Source organism: Sphingomonas sp. CD22 (genome assembly GCF_034556155.1).
GTDB lineage: Bacteria > Pseudomonadota > Alphaproteobacteria > Sphingomonadales > Sphingomonadaceae > Sphingomonas.
The window spans coordinates 542,586-562,294 of sequence record NZ_JAYDYX010000002.1 but is presented as its reverse complement, the minus strand read 5'-3'; the positions used below and the strand labels follow the sequence as shown (position 1 = coordinate 562,294).

Genomic DNA, 19,709 nt, shown 5'->3' with positions numbered 1-19,709 from the left:
CGTCGCTCTCAAAGCTTGATGCTGGCGTTCAGCCTGACCGTCCGTGGCTCGCCGACGAATACATAGCCCGAGCCGAGATACCCCCAATGGTGGAGGTTCGCGACGTTGTCGACTTCGGCACGAAGCGTCAGGGCATGGGGGGTGGACCCGATGTCATAGCTGGCGCGCAGATTGACCAACGTCGTCGACGGTACGCGGAAAGTGTTGACCGCATTGCCCCACAGTCTGGCCGTGTGGGATAGTTCGGCGGTGGTGCTGAAACCGGGCAGGCGCGATGGCCGCTCGGTCACCTGCACGGTGTCCTTGAAGCGCGGCACGCCCTCGACCTGTCGCCCTTGCAGATCCTGTTCCGACTTCCGGTAGGTCGCCTCCTCGATCGCGACGCTATTGGCGACGGATAGATCGAGCGGCAGTGCGACGCGCCAATTGGCTTCGACACCCTGATAGCGTTGCGTACCGTCGGACACGTAGACGTTGGCGGCATTGGCGTATTGGGCGCCCCGTTCGATGCGATACAGAGCCGTCGAAAAGAACCACGCCGGCCGTTCGACCTTGGCACCCACCTCGATCTGGTCGGACATCACCGGCGGCAGTGTCTCGCGGGCATTCGCGAAGCTGTCGGGGACCGTTATCCCGCTTTCGAGCGCCTGAACGTAGCTGACGTAGACGGTGGCGTCCGGCAACGGATGATACAGCACCGCCGCGACGGGCGTCACCGGTGACTTGGCATAGGTTTTGACAATGCCCTGTTTGCTGTATTGATGCTCGACATAGCGCGTCACCCGCAGGCCGCCGATCACCGACACGCCGCCGAGGCTGATCGTGTCGCTTGCGAACGCGCCTTCCTGCACCGAATGATAGCTGCGGTAGATCGCATCGGTGAACGCGCTGGGATAGTTCACCGGTGTTACCGGTCGATACAGGTTTTGCGACCCGATGACCGTGTTCAGCCGATCGCGAGGCAGATAGCGCTTGAGGTCCTGCCATGTCGCGCCGAGCGTCAGCTGATGGGCGAGCGGTCCGGTCGTGAAATGCCCTTCGAGCGTGACCTGTGCCTGATTGTAGCGCGACCACGACCGGGGATTGGTGTTCAGCTTCACCCCATAGTCGCCATCGCGGTTGATCAGCGGCATCCATTCCGCCTTGTAGGTCCGCCAGTCCAGGCTGTTGCTGTAGTCGGCCTTGACCGTCCAATGCGGGCCGGCGGTCCAGCGCAGACCGGTGGCGCCGTAGAAGACGTGGCTGTTGAAGAACAGGTCGGGATAGGCGGCGAGATTGGTGGTGCCGCTGATCGGCCGCGGCAGGGCGTTCGCGCCATAAGCGACGGGATCGTCGATGAAGAAGTCCTGCGTTCCACCCTTTATGCGGCGATCCTGATAGATCAGGTCGCCGGTCCACAGCAGCGTGTCGGTCAGTTGCGCGTCGAGACCGAGCGAACCCGAATAGCGCAGGACGTGCGACCCGCTGTAGGTGCCGCCCGCTTCGTGCGTCAGGTTGAGACGATAGCCCAGACCCGCGGCGACGGGACCGCCCGTGTCGATATGTTGCAGCAAGACCGTGTTGGACGAATACCCCAGGTCGGCGGTGACGAAAGTGTCCGGCGTGGGTCGTTTCGTCTGATAGTTGATCAGCCCCCCCGGCGCATTGAAGCCATAGAGAAAGCCGGACGCGCCCTTCAGCAACTGCACGGCCTCGAACGATTCGAGGGGCAGCTCCACCGTCGTCATGTAAAACGGGTCGCCGTTGATCCGGTAGCCGTAGAGATCGTCGAGCGGGATGCCGCGGATCGTCTGGGAATAGCTGTTGAAGGTATAGGTGTCGCCGTTGGCGACCACCGAAGCATCCTGACTGAATACCCGCGCCAGCGACCGGACCTGACGTTCCTCGATCTCGTCCGCGGTTACCACGCGTGCGGAGAATGGCGTGTCGAGGTCGGACCGCACGCCCAAGGCTCCCCCCGTCACCGTATCGCGACGTGCCGTCCCGGTAACGACGATGGTCTGTGGCGCCGCATTGTCCTCGCCCGTCGCCGCGGCGGCGCGGGATGCATCGGCATCCGCATTTGCCCCCACCTTCGATTTGCGATCGGATGTCTTTTTCTCGACCTGCTCCGCGCCGGCCGGCGAAGCCATTGCAATCGAAATATAAAGTACAAATGCCCACTTGTTAGGAATCACGGCTACATACACCAGTCGACTAGGATTTAACCTGCCTAACTATGCCACCTCTGATCTATACCATTACTTTTTATAGGCTGATCTAAACATCAGATTACATGCATGGTAAGACCCTGAAAAAGTGTTTTTCTGCTGTTGCTTGCGCACACGCTGTCGCGGTGCGAGGCCGGAATTCCGTTTGCGGGCGCGCCGGCAGGGTCGGTGTTCCCCAGCCGATTACGGCCAACATCCTCCCCACAAAAACGTCAGCCTTCCCCACCGATTACCCGCCCCCTCTTGCACCGCGGGCCGGACCCTGCGACGGAAGCTCCAAAGCCGACCAAAGCGGCACGAAGGAGCGAGGATGCGTATTATCGATCATCTCATCGTCGGATCGGCCGGCGGTGATGCCACGCGCTTCGGCGACGTGTTCGATCCCAACAGCGGTGAGATCCAGGCGCGCGTGCCGCTCGGCACCGCGGCCGATCTCGATCGCGCCGTCGCGGCGGCACAAGCCGCGCAGCCCGGCTGGGCCGCCACCAATCCGCAGCGCCGCGCCCGCGTCATGTTCCGCTTCAAGGAACTGGTCGAGGCGAACATGGACGCGCTCGCGCATCTGCTCTCCTCCGAACATGGCAAGGTGATCGCCGATTCGAAGGGCGACATCCAGCGCGGGCTGGAGGTGATCGAATTCTGCTGCGGCATCCCGCACATCCTAAAGGGCGAATTCACCCAGGGCGCCGGCCCCGGCATCGACGTCTATTCGATGCGCTTGCCCGTAGGGATCGGCGCGGGGATCACCCCGTTCAACTTCCCGGCGATGATCCCCATGTGGATGTTCGGCGTCGCCATCGCCACCGGCAACGCCTTCCTGCTCAAGCCGTCCGAGCGCGATCCTTCGGTGCCGGTGCGGCTCGCCGAGCTGATGCTGGAGGCGGGCGCGCCCGAGGGCATCCTGCAGGTCGTCCACGGCGACAAGACGATGGTCGACGCGATCCTCGATCACCCCGGAATCGCGGCGGTGAGCTTCGTCGGGTCGAGCGACATCGCGCATTACGTCTACCGCCGCGGCGTCGAGGCGGGCAAGCGCGTGCAGGCGATGGGCGGCGCCAAGAACCACGGCATCGTCATGCCCGACGCCGATCTCGACCAGGTCGTCGCCGATCTGTCGGGCGCGGCGTTCGGCTCGGCGGGCGAGCGCTGCATGGCGCTGCCCGTGGTGGTGCCGGTCGGCGACAAGACCGCCGATGCGCTGCGCGAGAAACTGATCCCGGCGATCGCCGCGCTGCGCGTCGGCGTGTCGACCGATGCGCAGGCGCATTACGGTCCGGTGGTCAACGCCGCGCACAAGCAGCGCGTCGAAAACTGGATCCAGACCGGCGTCGACGAGGGCGCCGAGCTGGTCGTCGACGGCCGCGGCTTCACGCTGCAGGGGCATGAGAACGGCTTCTTCGTCGGCCCGACCTTGTTCGACCACGTCACGCCCGGGATGTCGGCATACAAGGAGGAGATCTTCGGCCCCGTCCTCCAGATCGTCCGCGCGCCCGATTTCGACACCGCGGTGCGGCTGCCGAGCGAGCATCAATATGGCAACGGCGTCGCGATCTTCACCCGCAACGGCCATGCCGCACGTGAGTTCGCGGCGCGGGTCAATGTCGGCATGGTCGGGATCAACGTGCCGATCCCGGTGCCGGTCGCCTATCACAGCTTCGGCGGCTGGAAGCGCAGCGCGTTCGGCGACACCAACCAGCACGGCATGGAAGGCGTCAAATTCTGGACCAAGGTCAAGACGGTGACGCAGCGCTGGCCCGATGGCTCGGCGCTCCCCGGCGGCAGCGAGGATGGCGGCCCGAGCCGCATCCAGGATGCCTTCGTCATCCCGACGATGGGCTGACCGACATGCGCTGCACGATCCTCCTCGCCGCCGCGCTCGGTCTCGCCGCCTGTTCGGGCGGCGAATCGGCCAACAACGAATCGTCCGGCGGCAGCGCCGCGGTTGAGCCGACGCCGACCAACCTCACCGACGATCCGCAGAACAGCGTGGTGCCGATACCCGCGGTCAGCCCCTCGCCGATCGCCGCGATTCCCAGCGGCTTCCAGGGCCATTGGGGCATGGTCTCCGGGGACTGCGACGCATCGAGCGGCGCCGACAAGGGCGCGCTGACCATCGCCGGCAACCGCCTGTCCTTCTTCGAATCGCGCGGCACCGCGGGCACGATCCGCCAGATCCGCCCGGCCCAGATCGCCTTCGACCTGCCGATGAGCGGCGAGGGCATGACCTGGTCCGAACCCACCACGCTCACCCTGCTCGACGACGGCAAGACGCTGGTGCGCGAGGCCAAGGGCGATGCCAATCGCGCCGGCTCGTTCCGCTACAGCCGCTGCCCGGCCTGAGGATATCATGGAAAACCAGTTCGACTTGACCGACGACCAGCGCGAGATCCAGGACCTCGCGCGCCGCTTCACCGCCGACCGGATCACGCCCCATGCGGCGGAATGGGACGAGAAGCACATCTTCCCGCGCGACACGATCAAGGCGGCGGCCGAACTGGGCTTCGCCGCGATCTACGTGTCGGAGGAGAGCGGCGGCATTGCGCTCGGCCGGCTCGAGGCGGCGCTGATCATGGAGGCGATGGCCTATGGCTGCCCCTCGACCAGCGCGTTCATCTCGATCCACAATATGGCGAGCTGGATGATCGACCGCTTCGGGTCGCAGACGGTGAAGGACAAATATCTCCCCAGCCTCGTCTCGATGGACCGGCTCGGCAGCTATTGCCTCACCGAACCCGGCTCGGGCAGCGACGCCGCCGCCCTGAAGACCAAGGCGGTCCGGGACGGCGATTATTACGTCGTCACCGGCTCGAAACAGTTCATCTCCGGCGCCGGTGAGAACGAGGTCTATGTCACGATGGTCCGCACCGGCGAGGAGGGGCCCAAGGGCATTTCGGCGCTGGTCATCGAGAAGGACATGCCCGGCGTCTCGTTCGGCGCCAACGAGCGCAAGCTCGGCTGGCATTCGCAGCCGACGCGGCAGGTGACGTTCGACAATGTGCGCGTGCCGGCCGAGAATCTCGTCGGCGCCGAGGGCGAGGGCTTCCGCATCGCGATGATGGGGCTCGACGGCGGCCGGCTCAACATCGGCGCGTGCAGCCTCGGCGGCGCGCAGCGCTGCCTCGACGAGGCGATCCGCTATACCAAGGATCGCAAGCAGTTCGGCACGGCGATCGCCGATTTCCAGAACACCCAATTCACCCTCGCCGACATGGCGACCGAGCTGGAGGCGGCGCGCGCCTTGCTCTACATGGCGGCGGCGAAGGTGACGGCAAACGCCCCCGACAAGACGCGCTTCGCGGCGATGGCCAAGCGGCTCGCCACCGATACCGGCAGCAGCGTCGTCGACCGCGCGCTGCAGTTGCACGGCGGCTACGGCTATCTGATGGACTATCCGATCGAGCGCTTCTGGCGCGACCTGCGCGTCCATTCGATCCTGGAGGGCACCAACCAGGTGATGCGGATGATCGTCGGCCGCGACCTGATCCGGCAATAGGAGAGAGACATGGCACGCGTCGCCTTCATCGGCCTCGGCAACATGGGCGGCGGCATGGCCGCCAACCTCGCGAAGCACGGCCACGACGTCCGCGCCTTCGATCTCAGCGCCGCGGCGCTCGACAAGGCGCAGGGTGCGGGCTGCCTGCCAGTCGCCACCGCCGCCGAGGCGGTCGTCGACGCCGAGGCGATCGTCACCATGCTCCCCGCCGGCAGCCACGTCGAAAGCGTCTATGCCGATGCGGTGTTCGGCCGGGCCGAACCCTCGGCGATCCTGATCGATTGCTCGACGATCGACGTCGCCACCGCGCGCCGCGTCGCCGAGACCGCAGGCGCCAAGGGCCTCGCCGCGGTCGACGCGCCGGTGTCGGGCGGGATCGGCGCGGCGAACGCCGGCACGCTCACCTTCATGGTCGGCGGCGCGCAGGACGCGTTCGACCGCGCGCGCCCCTTCCTCGCCGACATGGGCAAGGCGGTGATCCACGCCGGGGCGAGCGGCGCCGGACAGGCCGCCAAGATGGCCAACAACATGCTGCTCGGCGCGACGATGATCGCGACCTGCGAGGCGTTCAAGCTCGCCGAACGGCTGGGGCTCGATGCGCAGACCTTCTACGACATCTCGTCGGTCAGCTCGGGCCAGAGCTGGTCGATGACGAGCTATTGCCCCGTCCCCGGCGTCGGCCCGGAGACGCCCGCGGATCACGATTATCAGGGCGGTTTCGCCGCTGCGCTGATGCTCAAGGATCTGCGCCTCGCGATGCAGGCCGCCGAAGGCGCCGGCGCGACGACGCCGTTGGGCGCGCATGCGACGCAGGTGTACGAGGCGTTCGTCGCGGCGGGCAACGGCGGGACGGACTTCTCGGGGATCATCCGCACGCTGTGATACGCGAGGGGCGGCGGCCCCCCGCCCCTATCGTCATCCCGGCGAAAGCCGGGACCCATGGACACGCGCGGCGGATGGCAGCGCGCGCCATCGGCTACACCGCGACCATGGGTCCCGGCCTGCGCCGGGATGACGAAAGAGGGAGGTGCCTCTGCACTTCCCCCTCACCCCGCCTGCCGCCGCCGCACCGCGCCCACCGCGGCGGACCACAGCAACGTCTCGACCCCCGCATAGCCGAGGCCGAGGTGCGCCGGCCGCGCCGCCAGCACGTCGCGCAGCCGCACCGAGCCCGAGCGCAACCCCGCGCGCCCGATCCGCGCCCAGCGCCGCGCCGTTTCCCAGCGGATCAGCTTGCGACTCTCCGCATCGGGTCGCTCCTGCGCGAGGAACGCCGCCTGCAACGTCGCGATTCCCGCCCCGAGCCGCTGTAGCGTCGCGCGGTCGGGCACCGGCACGCCGCCCATATTGTGCAGCACCAGCAGCCGCGCCATCGTCGCCGCCTCCTCGACGCCGAGCACCCCGGCATGCCGCTCCGCCAGCACCCGCATCGCCGAATCGCGCATCGTGTCGGTGAACCGTTTCGAGGCGCCGCCGGCATGCTGGCGATAGCGCAGCAGCGGCACGTCGATCCGCGCGATCCGCCCGAACGCGCCGACGCGGTGATAGAGGTCGAAATCCTCGGCATAGAGGATCTCGGGCCGGGTGAACGGATCGAGCGTCCGCGCCACCTCGGCACGCACCATCACCGTCGACCAGACCAGCGGATTCTCGATCCAGCTCAGCCAGGCGATCAGCTCGGGCGTGGTGTGCGGCGCATAATGCATTGCCGAGACCTTGCCGTCGCGCAACTGCTCCGCCTGCGTGCCGACCAGCACCACGTCGGGATGCGCGTCGAGATAGGCGACCTGCCGCGCCAGCCGCTCGGGCAGGCAGAGGTCGTCCTGGTCGAGCCCGGCGACGAACCGCCCGCGCGCCGCGGCGACGCCGCGGTTGCGCGTCCGCACCGGGCCGCCGTTGACGTCGTTCTCGATCAGCCGCACGCGCGGATCGCGCCAGCCGCGCACCAGCTCGCGGGTGCCGTCGCTCGACCGGTCGTCGACGACGATCGCCTCCCAGTCCGCCAGCGTCTGCGCGGCGAGCGACTCGAGCGTCTCGCCGATGAACGCCTCGCCGTTATAGCCGGGGATGACGACCGAGACGATCGGCGCGCGCGAGCCGCCGGTCATGCCGCCGCCTGTGCCTCCCGCTCGAGCAACTGGTCGACGATCATCTGGCCGACGTCGTTCTGCCATAGCCACAGGCCGTTGGCCTGACCGCGGAAGCTCGCCTCGCCGCCCAGCCGGCCCCATGGCACGAACCCCGCCGACAGGCCGATGCCATAGGCGCCGGGCACCGGCCGGTCCTGCGCGTCGAGGATGCGGCAATGGCGATCAACCATCGGCCGGCCGGCATGATGCGCCAGCGCCAGCGGCGCGCCGTCGACGCCGAGCAGCGGCACCGCGCGCGGCCGGTAGCCGAGCGCGCCGATCACCAGATCCGCCTCCGCGATGATCGTCCGCGCCGCCGCATCGTCGTCGCCGGCGATGCGGTGCGAGGCGACGCGCGGATCGGGCGTGCGCCCGCCGAGCGACAGCATGCGCAGCACCAGCTCGCGCGATTCGAGCCGCAGCCCGGCGAGCCGCAGCACGAAGCCGCTGACCGGGCAGATGTCGTCGTCGTCGAAATCGTGGAAGCCGTCGGCATGCGCCGCGGCGATCGTGGGATAGAAGGGCTTGAGCGGCTGGCGATGCAGCAGCGTCACCGCCCCCCCGCCGAAGGCGAAGCCCGGCTGGCTCTTGAGCAGCAGCACCGCCGCGGCGATCGCGCTGGTCGAGGCGCCGATGATCGCGACCCGCGGCGACGGGATGTCGCGCAGCCGTTCGTGCACCTGCTCGACCCCGCCGAGCCGCAGCACCGTGTCGGAACGGATCAGCCGTTCGCCTGCCAGCTCGCCGAGCGCGACGCCGGCAACGCGCTTGGCTGCGACCTGTTCGTCGGTCTGCACCCCGCCGGTCGCGACCACGACGTTGCGCGACACCAATGCGCGCGTGACGCCCGCACCGTCGCTGACCGTCGTCTGCCAGCGGCCATCGGAAGTGCGCTGCACGCGCTGCGCGGCATGACCGGTCAGCACCGCGCCGCCGTGCCGCACGACGATGTCGCGCAGCCGGTCCGCGGTCGCCGAGAGCAGCGGCGCGGTATCGACCAGCGGCGCGCCGAGTTCGGCGACGTAGCGGCCCATCAACTGCCCCGCGGGGTGATGCTCCAGTTCGGCGAGTTCGGGATGCGGATTGTTCTTCACCGCCGACAGGAAGGTCTCGGCGGTGGTGTCCGAACGGATCGCATAGGAGCCGAGTTCGCCCGCGCCCATCCGCGCGCGCTGTTCGACGATCGCGAACCCCGCCTCGACCAGCGGCGCCAATTTGCCCTGTTTGCTCGCCGAGGTCAGCATCGCGGTGCCGGCCGGGCCGCCGCCGATCACCACCGTCGTCAGATCCTGCATCGCCGTCTCCCTGTTGCCCGCGGTCAGCCGTGCGACCGCGCGTGCCATTCGCGCGGCGATCACCGGCGCGTCGGCGGGGGTCATCGCATCGGTGATCGGCAGGCTCAGCATGCGGCCGCCGATCGCGTCGGCGACCGGTGTCGGCTCGATCAGCGCGGTGTCGCGGAACAGCGGCTGCTCGCCGAGATGCGGGCTGAAATATTGACCGACGCCGACGCCGTCCGCGGCGAGCGCCGCGACGATCGCGTCGCGTTGCGCCGCCAGTTCGGGCGGCAGCAGCACCGGCATGAACTGCGTCGCCTGCCGCTGCCCCGACGGCCGCTGCATCGCGAAGCCGGGCAGCGCGGCACGATAAGCGGCGTCGATTGCGGCGCGATGGTCGCACACCGCATCGATCTCGGCGAGCTTGGCGCGGGCCATCAGCGCGATCACCTCGGGCAATTTGGCGTTGATGCCGGGCAGCGTCGCGCTGCGCCCCCGTTCGAAGCCGAAATTGATCATGCCGCGCAACTGGTCGATCCTGGCGACGTCGCCGCTGTGGATCAGCCCGCCCTCCGCGACCGAGAAGGTCTTGGTGGCATGCATCGAATAGACGAGCGTGAACGGCGCCCCGCTGCCGAACCCGCGCCCGTCGGCATCGCGCGTGCCGAGCGACGCCGCCGCATCGATCACCACGCCAACCCGATAGCGGTCGGCGAGCCAGGCGTAGCGGTCGAGGTCGATCGCGGTGCCGAACGTCGCATAGGGCACGATGACGCCGATCCGCGCGCCGTACCGCGCGAGCAATGCCTCCTCCTGCCGCGGATCGGCGGTCCAGCCGTCGGGTTCGATGTCGCAGATCAGCGGCGTCAGCCCCGCCCACAACGCCGCCTGCGCGGTCGCCGCAAAGGTCAGCGCGGGCATCAGCGCCAGCGTCCCCGGTCGCAGCTGCATCCCGGCGGCGAGATTGCCCGCCGCCTGCCGCAAGGCGACGATCAACCCCAGCGTCGCATTGCCGACCGCTAGGCAGGCGCCGGCGCCGCCGAACAACCGCTCGGTCGCCTCCGCCTCGAACGCGCGCACTTCCGGCCCGTTGTTGCTGAACACGCCCGACGCCTCGATCCGGCGCAATCCGTCGCCAAGCTCGCTCAGCCGCGGCGGTCGTGGCGCGATCAACGGATATTCCATGAAATGTCGTCCTGACAGTCGAACCGCGGAAGTAGGCCATCCCCCCTAAGAACCGGTTAGCATCCGGAAAACCGCCGCTGTACGCCGGCGAAGGCCGGAGCCCGGTTGGGAAGGCCGTTGTACGTCATTCCAAACCGTCACCCAACTTCGCCCCCGCCTCCGCCGGGGTACGGCGTCGTATCAGCCGAAACGCCCCGCAGGGAAACACTTCGCAACATTCTATTGACTGCTTAGGCAACCATTGCCATGGCAACGACATGGCCTATTATTCCGAATCGAACTTCAATCCGGAAAACTCGATCGGCTATCTCCTGCGCCGCTCGGAGCAGCTCGGCTCGGCGGTGCTCGAACCGATCTTCGTCGCCGCCGGTATCACCAAGACGCAGTGGAGCGCGCTCGCCGCCCTGCACTTCAACCGCGCGTCGACCTGCGCCGAGATCGCGCGCGACCTCTGTCACGACAAGGGTGCGACCACCCGGCTGGTGGACACGCTCGAGGAGCGCGGCTGGGTGATGCGCGATCGCGACGGCGGCGAGGATCGCCGCGTCGTCCGGCTCACCCTGACGCCCGCCGGCGAAGGCATCGCCGGCACCGTCCGCGATGCCGTGATCCGCGTCTGGAACCATTGGTTAAGCGATTGGAATGAGAAGGATATTACGGATTTGATCCGCCTCCTCCAACGGCTCCGCGACACCGTCCAACAGGCCCCCGACGAAGGCGTCTTTGCGTGAAGATAGCGAATATATCCCCTGCCGCGCTGCTGCTCCTCGGCGGCTGCGCCATTCCCGCCAGCCCGCCCGCGGTCGCGCCCGTCGCGCCCGCGTCGCTCGGCCTCACCGGCGCTGCGGCCCCGGTCGTCGCCGACGATTGGTGGACCGGCTTCGGCGACCCGCAGCTCGACCGGATCGTCGCCGACGCGACCGGCGGCAACCCGACGCTCGCCGCCGCGCTCGCCCGCATCGCCCAGGCGCAGGCGGTCCTGTCGAGTCGCCGCGCCGACACCGGCCCCGACGTGACGCTCGACGCCAACGAGCAGCTCCAGCGCCTGTCCGGCCGCTACATCATCCCGCCGCCCTACGGCGGCTCGGTCCGCTTCGTCGGACAGACCCAGGCCAACCTCACCTGGAACCTCGACCTGTTCGGCCGGCAGAAGGCCGCGATCGAGGGCGCCCGCGCCTCCGCCCGCGCCGCCGCGCTCGACCTCGCCGCCGCGCGCCTCGCGATCGCCGGCTCGGTCGCACAGACCTATATCGACCTCGCCCGTGCCGAGGCGGAGGCGAAGATCGCGCGGCGCACCATCGCGACGCGACAGGACTCGCTGCGCCTCGTCAACATCCGCATCCGCAATCGCCTCGCCAGCAACCTGCAGGCGACCGCCGCGCAGACGTTGCTGGCACAGGCGCAGACCGCCTTGGTCCGCGCCGACGGCGCGCGCGCGCTCGCGACCAATGCGCTCGCCGCGCTCGCCGGTCGCGGCCCCGATTACGCCGCGGCGATCCGCCCGGCGACGCTGCGTCTCGACGCCGTCCTGCCGCTGCCCGCGCAGGTCCCCGCCGACCTCCTCGCCCGCCGCCCGGACATCGCCGCGGCGCAGGCGCGGATCGAGGCCGCCGCCGCCGGTCGCCAGGTCGCGCGCCGCGCCTTCTATCCCAACGTCAACCTCACCGCGCTCGCCGGCTTCCAGGCGATCGGGCTCGGCAATCTGGTCAGCCTCGACGCCGGCACCGCCGGCGCGGGTCCCGCGATCCACCTGCCGCTGTTCGACAACGGCCGCCTGAAGGCCGACCTCGCCGGCGCCACCGCGGCGCTCGACCTCGCCACGGCCGATTACAACGATCGCGTCATCGGCGCGGTCCGCGACGCGGCGGACGCGATCGCGCTCGTCGCCAATCTCGGCGAACAGCGCGCCCGCACCGCCGAGGTCGTCCGCGGCTTCGGCGAGACCAACCGCCTCAATGCGATCCGCGTGTCGAGCGGGCTCGATAGCAAGCTCGACCTCGTCGACAACGACGTGCGCCTGCTCGATGCCGAGCTGACGCAAGCCAATCTCGCCGCCGATGCGGCCCGCCAGCGCGTCGCGCTGGTGCTGGCGCTCGGCGGCGGCTTCTCCGCCGCCCAGGAACCCCGCCGATGACCGACACGCAAGCCCCCACGCCCCAACCCGCGAGCGCAGGCGGCAAGCCGCGCGCGCGCCGTCGCGGCTTCCTGATCCTCGCCGTCCTCGTCGTCATCGCGCTGATCGTCTGGGCGGTGTTCCACTTCCTGCTCGCCAAGCCCGAACAGGAGACCGACGACGCCTATGTCGCCGGCGACGTCGTCGCGATCACCGCGCGCGATCCCGGCCAGATCACCGCGATCTACGCCGACAACACCCAGACGGTGAAGGCCGGCGCGCCGCTGCTCGACCTCGATCCCGCCACCGCCGACGTCGCGCTCGCCTCGGCCGAGGCGGAGCTGGCCCGTGCGGTCCGTTCGACCCGCGCCGACATCAGCAAGGTCAGCGAGAGCGGCGCCGCGGTCGTCCAGGCGCAGGCGCAGCTGTCCGCCGCCACCGCCGATTACGCCCGTCGCCAGGGTGCCGCGGCACAGGGCGCGATCTCGGGCGAGGAGCTCGCGCATGCCGCCGACGCGGTAAAGGTCGCGCGCGCCAACCTCAACCTCGCCCAAAGCCAGCAGGCGCAATCGCGCTCGACCGTACAGGGCACCAACACCAGCACCAACCCGGCGGTGCTCGCCGCGGTCGCCGCCTATCGCCGCGCCGCCATCACCCGCAGCCACATGCACATCGTCGCCCCGATCGACGGCGTCGTCGCGCAGCGCACCGTGCAGATCGGCCAGCAGGTCGCCGCCGGTACGCCGCTGATGGCGGTGGTGCCGCTGGCCAAGGTATGGGTCGACGCCAATTTCCGCGAGACGCAGCTCAAGGACCTGCGCATCGGCCAGCCTGCCACGGTCACCGCCGACATGTATGGCGACGACATCGTCTTCCACGGCCATGTCATCGGCGTCGGCGCCGGCTCGGGCAACGCCTTCGCATTGCTGCCGCCGCAGAACGCCAGCGGCAACTGGATCAAGATCGTCCAGCGCGTGCCGGTGCGCATCGGCCTCGATCCGCGCGAGCTGACCCGCAATCCGCTGCGCGTCGGCCTGTCGGTCAACACGACGGTGGATACCGCCAACCGTCAGGGCGCGCTGCTCGGCAAGCCCGCGGCGCAGGCCTATGCCGGCCGCCCCGGCGACGGCAGCGATCCCGCGGTCGAGGCGCATATCCGCCAGATCATCGCCGCCAATCGTTGACGCCCGCGTCGTCCTCACCCCTAGCCGCCTGCGGCGAAGGGTGAGGACGAACCGATATCCCGGAAGATACGCTGATGGCCGCCCCCACCCAAGCTCAAGGCCCCGCCCCGCTCGTCGGCGGGCAACGCGCGCTGATCGCCTTCGCGCTCGCGCTCGGCACGTTCATGATGGTGCTCGACAGCACGATCGCCAACGTGTCGCTGCCGACGATCGCGGGCAATCTCGGCGTCTCGTCCGACAATTCGACCTGGGTGATCACCGCCTTCGCGGTCGCCAACGGCGTCGCGGTGCCGCTGACCGGCTGGCTGATGGGGCGGTTCGGCGTCGTGCGCACCTTCTGCACCGCGGTGGCGGCGTTCACCGTCGCCTCCTTCCTGTGCGGAATCGCCTGGGACCTGCCCTCGTTGATCGCCTTCCGCATCCTGCAGGGCGCCTGCGCCGGGCCGATGATGCCGGGCAGCCAGGCGTTGCTGATCTCGATCTTCCCGGCGGACAAGCGCTCGACCGCGCTCGGCGTCTGGTCGATGACCACGCTGGTCGGGCCGGTGATGGGGCCGATCCTGGGCGGCTATATCAGCGACAATTATCATTGGAGCTGGATCTTCCTGATCAACATCCCGTTCGGCATCTTCACCACGCTGATCTGCTGGAACGGGCTCAAGAGCCGCGAGACGCCGACGCGCAAGCTGCCGATCGACACCATGGGGCTGATGCTGCTCGTCGTCTGGGTCGGATCGCTGCAGATCATGCTCGATCTCGGCAAGAACGCCGACTGGTTCAACGATCCGGCGATCTGCGTGCTCGCGGTCGTCGCCGCGGTCGGCTTCGTCGCGTGGATCCTGTGGGAGCTGACCGACGCCAATCCCGCGGTCGACCTGTCGCTGTTCGCCAACCGCAATTTCGCGATCGGCACGCTCGCCTTCTGCCTCGGCTATGCGGTGTTCTTCGCCAACACGCTGATCCTGCCGCTCTGGTTGCAGACGCAGCTCGGCTATACCGCGACCTGGGCGGGCCTCATCGCCGCGCCGAGCGGCGTCGTGGCGGTCGTCATCTCGCCGCTCGCCGCGCGGCTGTCGGGCAAGGTCGACGCGCGCATCCTCGCCACCATCTCGTTCCTCGCCTTCGCCGTCTCCTACTGGATGCGCTCCAATCTCGTCACCGGCGCGACGGTGTTCGACTTCATGCTGCCGCTGCTGGTGCAGGGGATCGCGATGAGCATCTTCTTCCTCGCGATGGTGACGATCCTGCTCGACGGCATCGCGCCGCCGCGCATCCCCTCGGCGACGGGCATCTCGAACTTCGCGCGGATCGTCGCCGGCTCGTTCGCCGCGTCGATCATCACCACCGCCTGGGACCGGCGCGAGGCGCTCCACCAGAGCCGCCTCGCCGAGGCGGTCGGCCAGGGCATGCCGTTGCAGATGGCGAGCGAGGCATTGCAGAAAATGGGCGCCAGCTCGACGCAGGCCGCCGCCGCGGTCACCCGGCAGATGGTGGGCCAGGCCTATCTGCTCGCCTCCACCGACCTGTTCCGCGTCTCGGCGTGGCTGTGCGCGGCGATGGTGGTGATCGTGTGGTTCACGCGCCGGCCCAAGGGGGGCCACGGACCCGTCGCGGCGGACTGATCGGCCGGGCCGCGGTTGACCACCCCGGCCCGCTTGCCTACCTCTCGCGCCATGACCGCCCCCACCATCCTCCTGGTAGAGGACGATCCCGCCCTCCGCACCCTGACCACCAGAGCGTTGCAGGAAAACGGTTATCTCGTCCGTCCCGCCTCCGCCGCGCCCGAGATGTGGCTCGCGCTGGAGGCCGGGCCGGTCGACCTCATCCTGCTCGACATCATGCTCCCCGGCACCAGCGGCATCGATCTGTGCCGCGCGCTGCGCCAGAAGAGCGAAGTCCCGATCATCTTCATCAGCGCCAAGGGCAGCGAGACCGACCGCGTCGTCGGGCTCGAACTCGGCGCCGACGATTATATCGCCAAGCCGTTCGGCAGCCGCGAGCTGATCGCGCGCATCCGCGCGGTGCTGCGCCGCGGCCAGCTCGAACGCCGCCCCGGCGAGCGCGAGGAGGGCGTGCTGACCTTCGACGGCTGGCAGGTGACGCTGCCGCGGCGCGAGCTGACCTCGCCGACCGGCGCGGTCGTCGACCTGACCGGTGCGGAGTTCGACCTGCTCGTCAGCCTCGCCGAACATGCCGGCCGCGTCATCGCGCGCGAACGGCTGATCGAGCTGTCGCGCACCCGGCTCGGCGACAGCTCCGACCGCAGCATCGACGTGCTGATCAGCCGCCTGCGCCGCAAATTGTCGAGCGCCGGCAAGGACGCGCCGATCATCACCGTCCGCGGCGTCGGCTATATGCTCAACACCGAGGTGACGCGCCGGTGACGGCGCGCGCGGCGCGGACGGCCCGATCCTTCCGCACCCATCCATGAGACGCTTCGTCCGCCCCTCGATCGGCCTGATCGGCCAGATCGTCGCCATCCTGCTGCTGACGATGGTGATCGAATTCGGCGTCAGCACGATCCTCTACGAACGCGCCAGCCAGTTCGCGGTCCGCGACGACGAGGCGCGCCGGCTCGCCGAACATCTCGTCATCGCGCGCCGCCTCGTCGCCGAACAGCCGCCCGAGCGGCGCGACGCGATGGCGGAGGACCTCACCACCGAACGCTATGCGCTGCATTGGCAGCGCAACCTGCCGCCGCCGCCGCCGATCGCCCCGGCGCTCGACGGCATGCGGCATCAGGTGGTCGAATGGGAGCCGTCGCTCGCCGCCAGCGACCTGCGGCTCAAGCTCACCTCGCCGGGGCGCAGCTCGGTGGTCACCGGCGGGCTGCGGCTGCCCGACGATAGCTGGCTGTATTTCCGCACGCTCGAACCGCTGCACAATCTCGAACTCGCCACCGAGCGCATCCTGCTCGCGCTGATCCCGGCGCTGGCGCTGATGGTGATCGGCGGGCTGCTGATCCGCCGCGCGCTGCGGCCGATGCGCCAGCTCGCGATCGCCGCCGACACGCTCGGCGATGCCGAACACGACCCGATTCCCGAGGCCGGCCCGGGCGAGGTGCGCCGCGTCGTCGCGGCGTTCAACCGGATGGCGGCGCGCATCCAGCGGCTGATCGTCGACCGCACCCAGGCGCTCGCCGCGGTCGGCCACGATCTGCGCACGCCGCTGCACCGGCTGCGGCTGCGCGCCGACGCGGTCGAGGACGAGACGACCCGCGCCGCGATCCAGCGCGATATCGGCGAGATGGAGGCGATGGTGAATTCGCTGCTCGCCTTCCTCGGCGGCGGCAGCGATCCCGAGACGCCGGTGCTGACCGACGTCGCGGTGCTCTGCGCGACGCTGATCGACGATGTCGAGGATCGCGACCTGCCCGGCACCTACGATGGCCCGGCGCATTGCGAGGTCACCGTCCGCCCGGTCGCGCTCAAGCGCGCGCTCGGCAATCTGATCGAGAACGCGCTGCACTATGCCGGCAACGTCGTGGTGCGGCTGGAGAGCGACCGCAAAGGCGTCACGATGATCGTCGAGGACGACGGCGCCGGCATCCCCGAGGATCAGTTGCGCAGCGTCCTCGAACCCTTCGTCCGGCTCGACACGGCGCGGCCGCGCGATACCGTCGGCTTCGGGCTCGGCCTGCCGATCGTCGGTCGCATCGTCGAGGCGGAAGGCGGCGTGCTGACCCTCTCCAACCGGCCGGAGGGCGGACTGCGCGCCGCGATCTTCCTGCCGCGGTGATCGCACTTGCTTCGTCATCCCGGCGAACCTTTGCAAAAGCGTTCCCCGGCAACACTTTAAAACATCCCCGCCGCGTCCCGGCAAATTCGTTTCGGTAGTGTTCCCGATGGTCCGGCTTCCGCCGCGGCCGGGAGGATCACCCCCGTGAACGAATTGCTCGGACGCGTCGTCAGTTTCGGCAAAACGGTCTTCCACGGCCAGCATGCGCTTTATTCGACGCTGGCGCAGGGGCAGAGTCCGAAAGCGCTGATGATCTCCTGCGCCGATTCGCGGATCGTGCCGGAACATATCATGCAGGCGCAGCCGGGCGATCTGTTCGTCTGCCGCAATGCCGGCAACATCGTGCCCCCGTTCGCGCTCCAGACCGGCGGCGTCTCCGCCACGGTCGAATATGCCGTCGCGGTGCTCGGCGTGCACGACATCATCGTCTGCGGCCATTCCGATTGCGGCGCGATGAAGGGCCTTGCCGGCGATCCCGCCGCGCTCGCCGCGATCCCCACCGTCGCCAACTGGCTGAAACACGGCGCCGCCGCGCGCCAGATTGTCGACCAGACCTATCCCGACCTCACCGATGCCGAGCGTATCCGCGCGCTCAGCCTGGAGAATGTCGTCGCCCAGCTCGCGCATCTGCGCACCCACCCGTCGGTCGCCGCGGGCATCGCGCAGGGCAAGATCGCGCTGCACGGCTGGTTCGTCGACATCCACGACGGCACGGTGCTGGCGCTCGATGGCGAGACCGGCCGCTTCCGCCCGCTCAACGAAGGCGAGGATTTCCCCGTCGCCCAGCCCGCCGCGCCGCGTCAGGCCTCCGACGTCGAATTCCTGGCGGCGGCGGAATGAGCCGTCTCCGCGCCCTGCTGCCGAGCGGCCCGGTCGTCACGCGCGACCTCACCGCCTCGATCGTCGTCTTCCTTGTCGCGATGCCTTTGTGCATGGGGATCGCGGTCGCGTCCGGCGTCCCGGCCGAAAAGGGCCTGATCACCGGCATCATCGGCGGCATCGTCGTCGGCGCGCTCGCCGGATCGCCGTTGCAGGTCAGCGGCCCCGCCGCCGGCCTCGCCGTCGTCGTCTTCGAACTGGTCCGCGATCAGGGCCTGTCCGCGCTCGGCCCGATCCTCGTCCTCGCCGGGCTGATCCAGGTCGTCGCCGGCATCGCGCGGCTCGGCGGCTGGTTCCGCGCCATCTCGCCCGCGGTCGTCCACGGCATGCTCGCCGGCATCGGCGTGCTGATCGTCGTCGGCCAGTTCCACGTGCTGTTCGACGCCAAGCCGCTGCCGAGCGGCCTCCAGAACCTCGCCGCCGCGCCCGGCCGGCTGTTCGGCCTGTCGCCCAGCAACATCGCCGCGACCGAAATCGCCTTCGGCATCGGCATGCTGACCATCGCAGCGATGCTCGGCTGGGAGAAATTCCGTCCCGCCTCGCTGCGCCTCGTCCCCGGTGCGCTGGTCGGGGTGCTGACCGGCACCATCCTCGCGCTCGCCTTCGATCTCGACGTGGCGCGCGTCAACGTGCCGGCATCGATCGCCGGTGCGGTCAGCTTCCCCGGCATCGGCATGGTCGCCAAATGGGCGGATCCGTCGATCATCGCCGCCGCGCTCGCCATCGCCTTCATCGCCAGCGCCGAGACGCTGCTGTCCGCAGCCGCGGTCGACCGGATGCACGACGGCGCCCGCACCAACTACAACAAGGAATTGCGCGCGCAGGGGATCGGCAATCTGCTCTGCGGCCTCGCCGGCGCGCTGCCGATGACCGGCGTCATCGTCCGCTCGTCGGCGAACGTCCAGGCGGGCGCGACCACGCGCCTGTCGACGATCTTCCACGGCATCTGGATCCTCGGCTTCGTCGCACTGCTCCCCTGGGTGCTGCGCGAAATCCCGATGGCGGCGCTCGGCGCGATCCTCGTCATCACCGGCTGGCGGCTGGTCAGCCTCGCCCATGCCCGCCATCTGCTGTCGCATTACGGGCCGCTGCCCGCGCTGATCTGGCTGGCGACGCTCGTCACCGTGGTGGTTGAGGACCTGCTCACCGGCGTGCTGGTCGGTATCGGCCTTTCGATGCTCGAACTGGTGCCGCATCTCAAGCGGCTCGGCCTCAGGGTCTCGGAGGGGCCGCAGGGCGGCGCGCATGCGATCAACCTGTCGGGTGCGGCGACCTTCGTGTCGCTGCCCAAATTGTCGGACACGCTGGAGCGCGCGCCCGCCGGCACGCCGGTGCGGCTCGACGTCACCGATCTGTCGACCGTCGACCATACTTGCGCCGAACTGATCAAGGACTGGTTCCAGCGCCGCCGCGCGGCGGGCGACGTCGTCGAGCTGCTCGGCGCGCGTGGCAAGACTGCCGCACTCGCCCACTGAACCCGGTCCAGCAATGTTTCGTTACA

At 69.1% G+C, this 19,709-nt stretch carries 15 protein-coding genes; 12 read left to right on the top strand and 3 right to left on the bottom strand.

Annotated elements, in window-relative coordinates; translation table 11 throughout:
- Window positions 1-8: 8 nt before the first annotated feature.
- Complete coding sequence (locus tag SFC76_RS05950; RefSeq protein WP_322848543.1) at window positions 9-2,132, bottom strand: TonB-dependent siderophore receptor; 2,124 nt, start codon at window positions 2,130-2,132, stop codon at window positions 9-11.
- Window positions 2,133-2,520: 388 nt separating this feature from the next.
- On the opposite strand from SFC76_RS05950, the gene SFC76_RS05945 reads away from it, so the two are divergent.
- From SFC76_RS05945 to mmsB, 4 genes are read left to right on the top strand one after another with little or no spacing between them, the layout of a single operon-like run.
- The gene (locus SFC76_RS05945; protein WP_322848542.1) at window positions 2,521-4,050 is read left to right on the top strand and encodes a CoA-acylating methylmalonate-semialdehyde dehydrogenase; all 1,530 of its coding nucleotides are present in this window, start codon (window positions 2,521-2,523) and stop codon (window positions 4,048-4,050) included.
- Between the two features lie 5 nt (window positions 4,051-4,055).
- Window positions 4,056-4,550, top strand: a complete 495-nt coding sequence (locus tag SFC76_RS05940; protein WP_322848541.1) for a hypothetical protein — start codon at window positions 4,056-4,058, stop codon at window positions 4,548-4,550.
- Window positions 4,551-4,557: 7 nt separating this feature from the next.
- Complete coding sequence (locus SFC76_RS05935) at window positions 4,558-5,703, top strand: acyl-CoA dehydrogenase family protein (RefSeq protein WP_322848540.1); 1,146 nt, start codon at window positions 4,558-4,560, stop codon at window positions 5,701-5,703.
- 9 nt (window positions 5,704-5,712) lie between these two features.
- The gene (gene mmsB, locus SFC76_RS05930) at window positions 5,713-6,585 is read left to right on the top strand and encodes a 3-hydroxyisobutyrate dehydrogenase (protein WP_322848539.1); all 873 of its coding nucleotides are present in this window, start codon (window positions 5,713-5,715) and stop codon (window positions 6,583-6,585) included.
- Window positions 6,586-6,749: 164 nt separating this feature from the next.
- On the opposite strand, the gene SFC76_RS05925 is transcribed toward mmsB, so the two are convergent.
- Window positions 6,750-7,811, bottom strand: a complete 1,062-nt coding sequence (locus tag SFC76_RS05925; RefSeq protein WP_322848538.1) for a glycosyltransferase family 2 protein — start codon at window positions 7,809-7,811, stop codon at window positions 6,750-6,752.
- Window positions 7,808-10,294 carry a DegT/DnrJ/EryC1/StrS family aminotransferase gene (locus tag SFC76_RS05920; protein ID WP_322848537.1) on the bottom strand — a complete coding sequence of 829 codons (2,487 nt, stop codon included), beginning with the start codon at window positions 10,292-10,294 and terminating at the stop codon, window positions 7,808-7,810. The genes SFC76_RS05925 and SFC76_RS05920 overlap by 4 nt, the downstream gene beginning before the upstream one ends.
- Window positions 10,295-10,551: 257 nt before the next feature.
- Here SFC76_RS05920 and SFC76_RS05915 point away from each other — a divergent pair, with 257 nt between their 5' ends.
- The 8 genes from SFC76_RS05915 to SFC76_RS05880 all read left to right on the top strand — a co-directional run bounded on the left by SFC76_RS05915 (window position 10,552) and on the right by SFC76_RS05880 (window position 19,683).
- Window positions 10,552-11,025, top strand: a complete 474-nt coding sequence (locus tag SFC76_RS05915; protein WP_322848536.1) for a MarR family winged helix-turn-helix transcriptional regulator — start codon at window positions 10,552-10,554, stop codon at window positions 11,023-11,025.
- On the top strand, window positions 11,022-12,428 hold the full coding sequence (locus tag SFC76_RS05910; RefSeq protein ID WP_322848535.1) for an efflux transporter outer membrane subunit: 1,407 nt from the start codon (window positions 11,022-11,024) through the stop codon (window positions 12,426-12,428). The genes SFC76_RS05915 and SFC76_RS05910 overlap by 4 nt, the downstream gene beginning before the upstream one ends.
- Window positions 12,425-13,591, top strand: a complete 1,167-nt coding sequence (locus SFC76_RS05905) for an efflux RND transporter periplasmic adaptor subunit (RefSeq protein ID WP_322848534.1) — start codon at window positions 12,425-12,427, stop codon at window positions 13,589-13,591. The genes SFC76_RS05910 and SFC76_RS05905 overlap by 4 nt, the downstream gene beginning before the upstream one ends.
- 74 nt (window positions 13,592-13,665) lie before the next feature.
- Window positions 13,666-15,213 carry a DHA2 family efflux MFS transporter permease subunit gene (locus SFC76_RS05900; protein ID WP_322848533.1) on the top strand — a complete coding sequence of 516 codons (1,548 nt, stop codon included), beginning with the start codon at window positions 13,666-13,668 and terminating at the stop codon, window positions 15,211-15,213.
- A gap of 51 nt (window positions 15,214-15,264) precedes the next feature.
- Window positions 15,265-15,975, top strand: a complete 711-nt coding sequence (locus SFC76_RS05895; protein WP_038663855.1) for a response regulator — start codon at window positions 15,265-15,267, stop codon at window positions 15,973-15,975.
- Window positions 15,976-16,018: 43 nt separating this feature from the next.
- Window positions 16,019-17,329 (top strand): ATP-binding protein, encoded by a 1,311-nt coding sequence (locus SFC76_RS05890; RefSeq protein ID WP_322848532.1) that lies wholly within the window; start codon window positions 16,019-16,021, stop codon window positions 17,327-17,329.
- Between the two features lie 144 nt (window positions 17,330-17,473).
- Window positions 17,474-18,169 carry a carbonic anhydrase gene (locus SFC76_RS05885; RefSeq protein ID WP_322848531.1) on the top strand — a complete coding sequence of 232 codons (696 nt, stop codon included), beginning with the start codon at window positions 17,474-17,476 and terminating at the stop codon, window positions 18,167-18,169.
- The gene (locus SFC76_RS05880; RefSeq protein WP_322848530.1) at window positions 18,166-19,683 is read left to right on the top strand and encodes a SulP family inorganic anion transporter; all 1,518 of its coding nucleotides are present in this window, start codon (window positions 18,166-18,168) and stop codon (window positions 19,681-19,683) included. Before SFC76_RS05885 ends, SFC76_RS05880 begins: the two co-directional genes overlap by 4 nt.
- The last annotated feature ends 26 nt before the right edge of the window (window positions 19,684-19,709 follow it).